This window comes from Gemmatimonadota bacterium (assembly GCA_026705765.1).
In the GTDB taxonomy this organism is placed as follows: domain Bacteria; phylum Latescibacterota; class UBA2968; order UBA2968; family UBA2968; genus VXRD01.
The window spans coordinates 1-12,100 of the sequence record JAPPAB010000025.1 but is presented as its reverse complement, the minus strand read 5'-3'; the positions used below and the strand labels follow the sequence as shown (position 1 = coordinate 12,100).

Below are 12,100 nucleotides of genomic sequence, written 5' to 3'. Positions count from 1 at the left end.
CCGCCTCGCGCGCGCCATCACCATCGGATCGTGCGTGGAAAAAATAAATGTCATTCCAGTCTGCGTATTGAGCCGATACATCATATCGAGCAACTCTGCGCCAATCTTTGAATCGAGATTCGCCGTCGGTTCATCCGCCAGAATAATCGCGGGCTGAGACACCATAGCCCGCGCAATCGCGACCCGCTGCTGCTGTCCACCCGAAAGTTGCGTCGGCTTCCGACTCGCCATCCCGTCCAACCCTACCTCTTCCAATATCGCCAGCACGCGCTCGTGTCGCTCGGATTTGGGTACCTTTTGCAGGAGCATAATATACTCGACATTCTCCTCGACGGTCAGCACTGGAATCAAATTGTACGCTTGAAAAATAAATCCGATATTATCCCGCCGAAAATCCGAAAGCGCATTACCGCTCATGCGCGACAAAAGTTTGCCATTGAGCCATACTTTTCCATCTGTTGGTGTATCCAGCCCGGAGATGATATTGAGCAAAGTCGTCTTCCCCGACCCAGACGGCCCGACCAATGCCGCAAATTCACCTCGCTCAATAGTCAGATCAATCCCGCGCAAGGCGTGAACGGGCACACCATCATCCGAATAAACTCTGGTCACCCCTTCTGTCACTATTACATGCGCCACGAATATCTCCTTCAGAAACTCCTTCGCATCGCCGTTGCCGCAGACATCTTCGCCGCATACATCGCCGGATACAGCCCTGCGATAATTGTAAATACAAAGATCCAGATCGAATAAAAAATGAACGGCTGGATACGCACCTCCGGATAGATCAACTCCTGCATGGTGATCCCCATCATCTCGATCCCCGTATAGTCAATGCCAATCATTGAAAAAATTACAGTGACACAAAACCCAAAAATCATACCCAAAATGATACCCAGAACTGCCAATGCCCCTGCCTCAAACAGAATCAGCCGCGCCATGCCAAACGGACGCGTGCCAATTGCTCGCAACACGCCAAATTCAAACATCCGTTCGTAAAGCGACATAAACAGCGTATTGACAATGCCAAAAACAACCACGCCAAACAGCACAAAGCCCATAATGTACTTGCTGAACTTCGACATATCGAACATCGCTTGCACCTCTGGCAAAACCTCTGTCCAGCTACGCGCTTTGTTTCCTCCTTGCGAATAAGTTTTCCAAAACGGCAAGTTCTGATCCTCCGCTGATGTCGAATCGATAAACTTCAGCGCAATCTCATGCGCCCCCGCGCCGAGAGCGAGCATCTGCTGCGCCTTCAACAATCGAATAAACGCCATACCGCTGTTCATCCCCTCGTCGGCAAAACGATAAATTCCAGAAACGCGAAACATCTCCTGCGAGAGATCACCGCTCCCGGCTTGCGCCATCGTCACAACAACCCTGTCGTTTAAGCCCACCTCAAGGCGTTGCACAAGTTCCTCGCCCATGACAATATCCCGCGGATTTAATCCCTCAAAAAACGCGCCTTCAACAATCGCATCGTCAATTTGGGACAAATACCGCTCGGTAGATGGTTCGACGCCCACCAGATTGACCGCCGCAACAGTTGCAGGTGAAGTTATCATGCCAAAAGCGAACGTCCGCAAGGTGAAGTGCGCCACAATACCTTCCCGCCGAAGATTGGCAACCACCGCATCGAGTTGGTTAATTGTCAACTCAACTGCTTGCTCATCGGAAAACCCTTCTCGATGAATCTGTGCATCTCCCAGAAATGACGCCGTCGCCGTTTTAACCATATTCCGCTCCATCCCCAACCAGAGTGCATCGGCAAAGATAAGAGCCGCAAGCCCAATACCCATCGCTGTTGCAGCAATAATGGAACGGCGTTTATGCCGAAAAAGATTCTTCCAGGCGAGTTTTATCAGTATCCAGGACATAGTTTCTAATGCGTTCTCATCGCGCTGGCAGGAGCAATTCGCGCTGCTCTCAGCGCGGGAAACAGGCTGACAAAAATTGCCGAGACAAGGACCGTAACTGCGGGAACTACAAGACTTCGCACCGTAACTGCGGCGTACATCGTCTGAAACACAATACCGCCATAGGAGAACTCTTGCGGCAATGAGATGCCGTAAATCGACAACAAGTAATTGAGACCTGCGCCGAATATCGCGCCAATGACAATGCTGCCAAGCGCGATAAACGTCACCTCAGCCACCACCACCCCGAAGATCTGACCCGGTTTTGTCCCCATCGCTTTCAACACGCCGTACTCTCGCGTGCGCTCCAGCACCGACATCAGAACCGTATTCAGCACGCCGATAGCGACAATCAGCATAATAATCATGCGTCCGATAAGATCGCCCTGTCTATCGGCCTGCATCGCGCGATAAAATGATTTGGCGACGACCTGCCACGGCGACACCTCGAGCGTTGAGTCGTTGATCTGTGCCTCAATCGCCGCGGTGATTTCGGGGACGCGATCCAACGCTTCGGCGATCACGGCGATTTCGTGAACGCGCTCGTCGAGCACGAGCAAGTCCTGCGCGTCATCAATATGGAGATAGCACGCCATCCGATCAGTCGCTTTATCTCCGCTTTCTGCAATGCCGACAATCGTGTATAAATCATTGGCGATAGCACCATCCGCGCCCTGTGTGACAAGCACTATTTCGCGACCAACACTCGCCTTCAGGATACGCGCCAGCCCAACGCCGAGAATCGCTTCGCGCGCGGCGTCTGAAAACATCGCCCCACTGGTGATCTTCCGATCAAACCGCGTGGCAATCACCTCGCGCTCCACATCTACGCCGATGATTTGTACACCCATCGTCTTATCGCCCACCGAACCAAGCCCCGCAGAATAGATGCGCGGCGTCCATGCCTCAACCCCCTCAACCCCAGCAATCCTCTCGCCAATAGATTCATAACCGCCGATCACATCGTAAAGCGATGGCTTGTCGAGATAGCCCGCGCGATGCACCTGAATATGCCCGATGCGATTCCGCGTGAACATGGAAATAATATCCGAATACGCGCCATCTGACCAGCCGATAAAGACCGACGAAAGCGTGAATCCCACGATCATTGCAAGCGCAGTCAACACAGTGCGCCGCCTCTGGCGAAAGATATTGCGAAATGCTATTTTGAGCATCGTCACTTTCTCTGAAGATTGCGCCGCGTGAATACATCGTCATCTATCTGCACATCAAACTCGGCCTGGAGATAACGCATAACAGTTTTATGTCTGTCCTTATTCTGCGGCACCATCTCCATCAAAGTTGGAATCGTCTTACCGCCGAACGACGCGATCTCCTTAAAATTCAAGACCCGCATCAAATTGCCCTTCTCATCGTAGAAATGTTGCCACACCGGAATCAGATCATCTGCCCGCACAGCCGTGATGAGCTTGCCCCAAACAATCGGAGAATCCTCCTTTGGAATGAACCGGATGTAAAGATGCCCCGGTTGCGCGTCATCCGGCACAATCAGATCGTAGCTATAATCGTTGAGCATTGACGACTCTTTGACGAGGTCATCATTCGTAAAATCCGACCCCATCCACGACCCCATCATCATCGACGGCGGCACCTTTATCACCTTGTTGGTCTTTGGAAGATAGTTCCACATCTCATTGCCGATGCGCAGCGTTGTAACGCCCTTTTCCTTTTTGGGCGCGTCAATGCGGATGAAAGTCTTATCCATCCCCTTGGTCCACACCCGCATCGACAGCGTGCGTTCCCAGTGCGGCGTAACAATCTGCATCTCCATATCCGCCACGCTGGTTTTGCTGCGGTAGAGCGCGTCAATTTTTCGTACAATAGATTCCACATCCCGCTCAGATGCCAACGGCACAACGGGATAGGCAAACAGAATGACAAATGCCATTAAAAACAATCGGTAAATCATTTGTAATATCCTCGCGTATTTCTCCTTGCCTCACACCTGCCTCTAACATAAATTTTTCCCATCATGAACACCCTTGAAAACTACCGCATCCTCATGGATAGCCTCGATCCCCACCATCCCCCTGCGGTGCGATTTGTACATCGAGCCGCACCTCGACATCCCAAACATATCGGGGTACTCGACGCATCCTTCAATCCGCTCACCCTCGCCCACGAGGCACTTGTACACCATGCACAAAATGCTTTTAACTTTGACGAAATCGTCCTCCTCCTCGCCAAAACCAATGTCGATAAAGCCCTCTCTGGCGCAGACCTGAGCCAACGCCTCGCCATGATGGTCAAGTACGCGGATTCTGATACCCAATTGGACACTTGTCTATCAATTGCTGGATGTAGTCACGCCCGCTTTATCGACAAAGCACACGCTCTCAGAACACATTTTTCACCTGACGTCCAAATCTACTTTCTCGTCGGCCACGACACCCTGATACGCATCTTTGATCCGCACTATTACACCGACATGCCCGCCGAACTCAAAGTGCTATTTTCACTGTGCCACATTGTATCTGCCAACCGCGAAAATTCTTCGCGGGCAGTCTTTCACAGATTTATGTCACGTCCCGAATGCGCGTCTTTTGCAAATCGCGTACACCCTCTCCAACTACCCCCATCCTTTGGCAATATTTCCTCTACCGAGGTACGCAAACGCATCCGATCAGGAGACCCCATCACAGACCTCGTGCCAGAATCTATCGCCCAATTTATAGAGACATTTGACCTTTACAAATGAAGTTAGGAAGTGGAAAAGATGAAGTAGGAAACGGGGGACAACTGGTCGCAGACCAGTTCACGGTGAAGATGAATCAAAAGGTAGGATGAGACACCAGTATTGGGGCGGGGCAGGGTGGAGTTACACGCTTCACTCTTCCTCTCGCAGCATGCCAACCAGCATCTCAAGCGCCGACACATAGCCTCGCCATCTGAACCCGGCAATAATGCCCACTGCAATTTCAGAAAACAGAGAATGCCGTCGCCATGTTTCTCGCGCGTGGATATTGGACAAATGAATTTCGACCAGTGGTAAGCCAGCGTCTTCAAGCGCGTCCCGCAGCGATACGCTTGTTGTGGTCAGCCCTGCGGGATTCATAAGAATACCATCTACAGAATCGCGCATCTCCTGCACTTTTTCAACGAGAGCCCCCTCGTAATTCGAATGAAAACATACAATCTCGCAATCCAGTTCATCCGCTTTTTGTTCCAGACGTGCGTGAACCTCGTCCATTGTAACAGTACCGTAATGCTCTGCTTTGCGCCGTCCCAGCATGTTGATATTGGGACCTTGTAAAACGAGAATCTTCATGAAGTAACCTCAGGAGGCTCTTTACGCAACATCTCAATCAACTGAGACAGGGTATCTCTCATTTTATCTCGAGAAACAATCATATCGACAAAACCGTGTTCGAGCACTTGCTCTGCGCGCTGTGCTTGCCGCAGAGCTTCCATCTCGGAGGCACTCACAGAAGACCCCGTAATACGCGATCCCGTAAATCCGATCAACGCATTCGGCTCGGCGATATTGATATCGCCAATAGACGCATAACTGGCATTTACACCGGCTGTTGTGGGATCTATCAAAACGGCAATAAACAGCAGTCCCGAATCTGAAAATTGCGATAACCTGGCATTGACTTTCGCCATTTGCATCAGCGAAAAAATACTCTCTTGCATGCGCGCGCCGCCAGACCGGCACACAATAATCAGCGGCAATTGATCGCGCATACACCGATCAATCACCCGACAAATTCGCTCTCCTTCAGCCGAACCGAGTGACCCACCCATAAAACCAAATTCATGCACGGCAATGCCTACAGGCACACCATTAACCTTACCCACGCCAGCCAACACAGCGGCATCCATATTGGTGCGTTTGCGATACTCCTTGAGCCGATCGGGATAGGGCTGTAGATCGACAAATGTGAGCGGATCGGTCGATTTGACTTCTCGACCTATTTCTTCAAACGAATCTTCATCGAGCACAGCGGCGATATATTCGGCACTGGATATGCGAAAGTGATGTTTGCAATGCGGGCAAATACCTGTATTTTGCTCGAGTTTCTTTCGGTAAACTATTTGTTCACACCGCTCGCACTTGATCCAGATATTTTCGGGCATACGCTTGCTCACAAGCGTCCGAATACCGGATTTAAGCTTGTTAAACCAGTTCATAAGCGATCTCCATATAGCGATAACAAATTGAAGTATAAGATGTTCTGACCTTTTTTACAAGAGCAAATCCAAAATGGGCGTTTTAGCAATCGAATTTACCAAAATCGCGCCTCACAGGTGGGTAATATTTTAAAAACCAGTTTTTCTATTGACATAGTTTCGATTTTCTTATAGATTTGCTTTCCTAATTTACCCCCTTCCACATTTTTATATCCCCTTATACTTTTAACGATGGAGAAAGCCCTTGCTGATTACAAGTTTGAAAGTCTTCTGTGACCTGATTGAAACGCAGAGTTTTTCCAAAACCGCTGTCCTTAATTCCGTTACCCAATCCGCAGTAAGCCAGCAACTCAAAAGCATTGAAAAACGCCAGGGAAAACAACTCATCGAACGGGTCGAAAAAAGACGCCTGACACTCACAGCAGAAGGCGAAATTTTTTACTCTTATGCCCGAGAAATTGTCCGGCGCTACGAAGAAATGGAACACCGCATCCAGGCTCTGGGAGGGGTGGTTTCGGGAACTGTTCGTCTGGCATCTATTTACAGCGTGGGAATGCTCGAACTCACACCCTTTCTCAAAACCTACCTCAAAGCCTATCCCCGGGTTAATTTCCGTCTCCAATACGATCAGGTAAATAAAATTTATGACGATGTTGCCAATGGCGAAGTCGATTTGGGCATTGTGCCGTATCCCCGCACCCAACGCAATGTAGATGTGATGCCCTTTTCACAGGACAAGATGGTCGTGACCATGCATCCCGATCATGAATTGGCTTCTCGCAACGCATTCTTGCCACAAGAACTCAACAAATTCCCCCTGGTCCTCTTCACCCCCGAAACCCCAACGCGGCGCGCCGTTGATCAGTTCTTAAAAAAACACAAAATACGCCCCAATATCGTCATGGAACTCGACCACATAGCGCCCATCAAACACGCCGTAGAAGTCGATATTGGCATCTCTGTTTTGCCCCTCAATTCCATTGAGCAAGAAATCGCTCGCAAAACCCTTGCATATCTGCACTTTGTAGATCGAGATTTTGACCGTCCATTGGGCATTCTCTTTCGCAAAGGACGCAGTTTGTCAATCGCCACCCAAAAATTGCTCGATATTCTCTTAAACAGCAGTCAAAAACCCGCCTCCTGACCCAATGGAACTTCCCCTCTTCCCCCTCGACATGGTGCTGCTGCCACACCGGCGTGTTCCCCTGCACATATTTGAAGAGCGATACAAACAAATGATCGGTGAATGCCTTGACAACGACACCGAATTTGGTCTTGTATGGGGTACAGACAACGATTTTAATGACATCGGATGCGCGGCGCGCGTTGTCGGCCTGCTCAATCGATTTCCCGATGGCCGAATGAACATCCTGATTGAAGGAACGCGACGCTTTCGAGTTATCCAGCAATACGACATCCATCCATATATATCGGGCCTTGTAGAAGATGTAGAAGATGGCGATGAAGCTTTTGACATCGCTTTGGGAAACCGCGCTAAAAAACTCTATTCCGAAGCCATGAAGCTCTCATCGGGCTGGATCTCGCCCCAAATACCCGCCCTGGAACTGGGTACACTCTCATATATTCTCGCATCAAACCTCACCTTATCTCTCGATGAACAGCAAGCACTTCTGGAAAGCACCTCACCCAATGAACGCCTCAAAACCGTGTCCAATGCGCTCGAAAAGTCACTCGCCACCCTGCGCGAAGTAAAACGCCGCACACGTGGCAATGGACACCTGTTATAAACCCGAGGATTTCCCATGTCACTTAACCGCGATGATGCCTTTGCATTGCTGACCGAGCACACGGAAAATATCAATCTCATCAAACACATGCTCGCAGTAGAAGCCGCGATGCGTGCTTATGCGCGAAAATTTGGTCGAGATGAGAACTTGTGGGGCATTACCGGATTGCTGCACGATTTTGATTACGAAAAACATCCGACTCCCGAAGAACACCCCATGTTTGGTGTGGCAATCCTCGAGGAAAAGGGATATCCAGAAGCAATGATCCATGCGATTAAAGCACACGCGCCCTACTTGGGTGTGCCCAGAGAAAGCCTGCTCGACAAAGCCCTCTTTGCAGTGGATGAACTGACTGGATTTATCGTAGCTGTAACCCTAATGCAGCCCACCAAAAAACTCGCAGATCTCAAAGTCTCTTCAGTGCGAAAAAAAATAAAACAAAAAAGCTTTGCGCGAAATGTCTCGCGGGAAGACATTTTGATCGGCGCCGAAGAACTCGGCATAGAATTAGACGACCATATCGCTTTTGTACGCGATGCGATGGGCGATATTTCCGATGACTTAGGGCTTTAATCAATATCCCAATAACAAAAAGGCGGGATCTATCACATCCCGCCTTTTCTATTTTTTGTAATTGCATCTCATCCGATTTGCGAATCGTAAATTGCATCGACCAATTCCATCGATTTTGCCGCATCTTCAAAATTTGTTTCGGGTTGTTGGCCCGTTTTTACGCAATCAATAAAATGGCGATTGATGGCATAAGCCCCAAAAGCGACATGTGGCTTCTCGCTTTCGCTCAGCGTCCATGGATCGAGCGTGCGCACGGGCTCAACTTTGCCATCGGCAAATACCTGCCCGCCCTCTTCGGGATCGCCAAACATCGAAATACCCGTCGAATGCACTTCCACCGTGAACATCCGACGTCCCATCATATAACAATTTTGTAGCACACCTGTCGCACCAGATGAAAACTTCACCAGGGCTGTGTGCATATTTCTAAACGTGGCATCCAATCGCCGCACATCGCTCGCCACGGCTTCTACTTCTCCACCGCACAAATATCGCAGCGTATCCACCGCGTGAATACCATCGCAGGTCAATTTTTCCAGCGCGCCCTTGTAAATGGGTTGCCCGCCCACTTCATTTTTCAAAAAATACGACGCCGCACTGTGAACTGGCCCATTTTTTTCACATATTTCTTTTCCAGTGCGAATCACTGGCGCAAACCGCCTCTGGAATGTCACGCCCGTAATCACATTGTTCTTTTTGGCCAGCAATGCCATCTGTTTGGCCTGTTCGGTCGTTACTGAAGGTGGTTTTTCAATGATGATATTGACGCCCATCTCCATAATATTTGCCGCCAGATCGTATATGTGATGCGGTGGCATAATCGCATAAACCACATCGGGTTTTTCCCGCTCGATCATCGTCACATAATTGGTGTATCGCGCGGGAATATCGTATTCCCCCGCCACCTCAATCATACGCACTTCATTCAACTCACATACAGCCACCATTTTGACATCGTCCATATCGTTCAGCGAGGGATAGTGTACACTGCGCGACCGCCCCCCCGCACCGATCATGGCGACCTTGACAACCTTCTGAGAACTCGCCGTCTTCTTTCCCATATTACTCTCCTTTTAAAATCCTCCCACCTGCCTCAATAAACCACCTGAATCAACGCGCGCATGTACCCCACGGCAAACGCGCGCCCTGCCCACTCAGTACCCGATTGCCAGAACCTTGGGGTGTGGTCCATCATAAACGGGCCATTAAACCCCACCTCCTTGTAAGTTTGCATCGCCTGGTGCATATCGTTTTGCCCCTCATCGATAAACACCTCTCGAAAACTTCTCGGCGTACCCTGAATATCTCGAAAATGCACATACACAATTTTGTCCCGACCGCCAATATCGCGGATCGCTTCGCAAACATCTTCGCCCATTTCCGCCACGCAGCCCTGGCAAAATAGCATGGCATTGCACGAACTGGGAGCAAGGTCAAAGATGCGGTGATATTGCTCCAATGTCGATACAATACGAGCGGCCCCACCCATCGGTTCGGGAATGGGCGGATCATCCGGATGCAATGCCATCCTCACGCCGTATTCCTCTGCCACGGGTATCACGCGCTTCAAAAAGTATTCGATATTTTCCCACATGCCGGCTTCTGAAATTACTTTGTCGGGCACATACACGCGCTCGCGCGCCCATTCATCGTAATCAAACGTGCTGTATTTGACGCCACCGCGCCCCGTCGCCGACTCTGTGCGAAAATTGCCAATCGGCTTAAAATTGTATCCCAGAGTGGGTATCCCTGCCTCACCCAAATTGCGGATAAACATACACCAGGCATCTATTTTTTCATCTCGATCTTCCAGACCCAGAGTAAATTCATCCCAACCATAGCTGGCGGCATTCCGCAAAATCAGGCCGTGGTCGGCGGCTCTATCTCGCACCTCTTCCCAGTACGCGCGGCGATCTTTGCCATCGCGCATATCCATCGACGGATTGATCGTCAGATAGTCAACGCCAATCGCTTTGAGAAAACTCAGCGACTCATCATTCACCTGCTCGTAGTGCAACTGCTCCTGGATTGTCATGATAAACCTCCACTAAAAATTCGAATCCCAAAAAACGACAGAGCATGCATGAATCACCTGGAAATAGAAGTCAAGAAAACAATAGAGTGCAGACACTAAAGCCGATTGGGAGACTGGACGGGCTCATCCGGATTCTTACCTATAGTGAGAAGAATTATTGGAATAGTAATCAGACCCAGGACGAGACCAACCCAACCCGGATAAACCAGCGCCGTCCCCAAATAGCCCAAAATGCCCGCGACACTCATCGTCGTCAGCGCGTAGGGAAGTTGTGTTTTAACGTGATCCAGGTGGTCACAAGACGATGCGATACTCGCCATCACGGTCGTATCGCTAATAGGCGAGCAATGATCGCCAAAAATCGCCCCATCGAGCACAGCTGCGGCTGCCAGAATCGTCAGCGGCAGTCCCCCCACCGCATGTGCGAGCGGAACAACTGTAGGAATGAGAATCGCCATCGTCGTCCAGGACGTGCCAATTGAAAATGCAACAAGAGCAGCGAGCAGAAAAATCAGCAAAGGCAGCAGCCCCGGAGAAATAAGCGGAGAAAGTGCCGCGGTGAGATAAGTTGACGTACCCGCATCTGCACAGACCTCTTTGATCGCCCATGCGAGAATCAGAATAACAATCGCATACCACACGCCGACAATACCGCGCGCCCAGGTCGAGACAGCATCCCCCACAGAAATAACCCGCGCACCCGTTCCAGCATGCCTGCGCGTAATAGCTATCGCAATCGCGAGTGCAGAACCGAGCATTGCCGCCACAAAAAGAACCTGCGCAGTATTGGCATTTGAAAAACACGCACTCCAAAACGCGCTACTCATCAAGCCATAATCCCGCCGCGCAGCGAGAACCCTCTCGTGATTCCAAGTATCAAAAGCCATCCCCCCAATAACACACACAATAACGAGAAGCACGGGCAAAACAGCCGCCCACCACACGGGACGGACGCCCTCAACAGGCCCAATTTCATCCTGTGCTCGTCCGGTCATTGGCGTCGCGCCAGGGCGCATCACCTGACCCGTTGTTTGTGCGCGGCGTTCTGCAGCGAGCATGGGGCCATAATCGCGGCGCAGATAAGCAGAAAGCAACACAAAAGTAAGCGTAAGCAAACAATAGAAACGCAAAGGCAGAGCATTAAAAAAAAGCTGGTATCCCGACAGCCCGGTCTTGAGATCGATCATCAAATCCTGAAAAAGGCTAACTTCGTATCCAATCCACGTACTGATAATCGCAATACCCGCGATAGGGGCGGCGGTTGAATCGACAATATACGCGAGTTTTTCCCGCGATACTCTAAATCGGTCCGCTATCGGACGCAAAGTAGAACCCACGACAATAGAATTTGCATAATCGTCAAAAAAGATAGCAAGCCCCATAAAAAATGCCGCCAACCGCGTTGAACGCGCGCCCTCGGCACGTCGGGCGAGCACATTGGCAATACCGCGATTGCCACCCGAAAGCGTGGTAACGCGCACCATACCGATAAGCCCTGCAGTAAACGCGAGAATATAGAGCTGAAACGAACTTTCCAAAGGCGTCCAAACATAGCCAATCAGGGATTTTTGCAGCGCAATAATCGGCAAATAATAAAGAGGTTCACCCAGCGACGCGAGAAATCCCCCCGCGAGAATAGAAAGCGAAAGCCCCAGAATAAGACGCCCGCT

At 50.3% G+C, this 12,100-nt stretch carries 13 protein-coding genes; 4 read left to right on the top strand and 9 right to left on the bottom strand.

From position 1 onward, the window contains the following. The 4 genes from OXH16_03225 to OXH16_03210 all read right to left on the bottom strand — a co-directional run. A partial coding sequence (locus OXH16_03225) for an ABC transporter ATP-binding protein (protein ID MCY3680380.1) occupies window positions 1–639 on the bottom strand: 639 nt, incomplete at its 3' end. A gap of 11 nt (window positions 640–650) precedes the next feature. Beyond that, window positions 651–1,880: an ABC transporter permease gene (locus OXH16_03220; protein ID MCY3680379.1), complete on the bottom strand. Its 1,230-nt coding sequence runs from the start codon at window positions 1,878–1,880 to the stop codon at window positions 651–653. A 5-nt stretch (window positions 1,881–1,885) separates the two neighbouring features. Further along, window positions 1,886–3,094, bottom strand: a complete 1,209-nt coding sequence (locus OXH16_03215) for an ABC transporter permease (GenBank protein ID MCY3680378.1) — start codon at window positions 3,092–3,094, stop codon at window positions 1,886–1,888. A gap of 2 nt (window positions 3,095–3,096) precedes the next feature. Next, complete coding sequence (locus OXH16_03210) at window positions 3,097–3,849, bottom strand: outer membrane lipoprotein-sorting protein (protein ID MCY3680377.1); 753 nt, start codon at window positions 3,847–3,849, stop codon at window positions 3,097–3,099. Window positions 3,850–3,912: 63 nt separating this feature from the next. On the opposite strand from OXH16_03210, the gene OXH16_03205 reads away from it, so the two are divergent. Further along, entirely contained in the window at window positions 3,913–4,638 is a 726-nt protein-coding gene (locus tag OXH16_03205) for a nicotinate-nicotinamide nucleotide adenylyltransferase (GenBank protein MCY3680376.1), read from the top strand. Window positions 4,639–4,767: 129 nt separating this feature from the next. Here OXH16_03205 and aroQ read toward each other — a convergent pair whose 3' ends face one another. Beyond that, a complete protein-coding gene (aroQ, locus tag OXH16_03200) occupies window positions 4,768–5,208 on the bottom strand; it encodes a type II 3-dehydroquinate dehydratase (GenBank protein ID MCY3680375.1) in 441 nt (146 codons plus the stop codon). Beyond that, window positions 5,205–6,074: an acetyl-CoA carboxylase, carboxyltransferase subunit beta gene (gene accD / locus OXH16_03195; protein ID MCY3680374.1), complete on the bottom strand. Its 870-nt coding sequence runs from the start codon at window positions 6,072–6,074 to the stop codon at window positions 5,205–5,207. The genes aroQ and accD overlap by 4 nt, the downstream gene beginning before the upstream one ends. A 244-nt stretch (window positions 6,075–6,318) precedes the next feature. On the opposite strand from accD, the gene OXH16_03190 reads away from it, so the two are divergent. From OXH16_03190 to OXH16_03180, 3 genes are read left to right on the top strand one after another with little or no spacing between them, the layout of a single operon-like run. Further along, window positions 6,319–7,218, top strand: a complete 900-nt coding sequence (locus tag OXH16_03190; protein MCY3680373.1) for a LysR family transcriptional regulator — start codon at window positions 6,319–6,321, stop codon at window positions 7,216–7,218. A gap of 4 nt (window positions 7,219–7,222) precedes the next feature. After that, on the top strand, window positions 7,223–7,822 hold the full coding sequence (locus OXH16_03185) for an LON peptidase substrate-binding domain-containing protein (protein MCY3680372.1): 600 nt from the start codon (window positions 7,223–7,225) through the stop codon (window positions 7,820–7,822). Window positions 7,823–7,837: 15 nt separating this feature from the next. Further along, window positions 7,838–8,395 (top strand): HDIG domain-containing protein, encoded by a 558-nt coding sequence (locus tag OXH16_03180; protein MCY3680371.1) that lies wholly within the window; start codon window positions 7,838–7,840, stop codon window positions 8,393–8,395. 68 nt (window positions 8,396–8,463) lie between these two features. On the opposite strand, the gene OXH16_03175 is transcribed toward OXH16_03180, so the two are convergent. The 3 genes from OXH16_03175 to OXH16_03165 form a co-directional block, all read right to left on the bottom strand. Further along, complete coding sequence (locus tag OXH16_03175) at window positions 8,464–9,456, bottom strand: Gfo/Idh/MocA family oxidoreductase (GenBank protein ID MCY3680370.1); 993 nt, start codon at window positions 9,454–9,456, stop codon at window positions 8,464–8,466. A 32-nt stretch (window positions 9,457–9,488) separates the two neighbouring features. Further along, window positions 9,489–10,430 carry a mannonate dehydratase gene (locus OXH16_03170; GenBank protein ID MCY3680369.1) on the bottom strand — a complete coding sequence of 314 codons (942 nt, stop codon included), beginning with the start codon at window positions 10,428–10,430 and terminating at the stop codon, window positions 9,489–9,491. Between the two features lie 95 nt (window positions 10,431–10,525). Continuing rightward, window positions 10,526–12,100 (bottom strand): hypothetical protein (locus tag OXH16_03165; GenBank protein MCY3680368.1); only part of this gene is annotated, 1,575 nt, incomplete at its 5' end.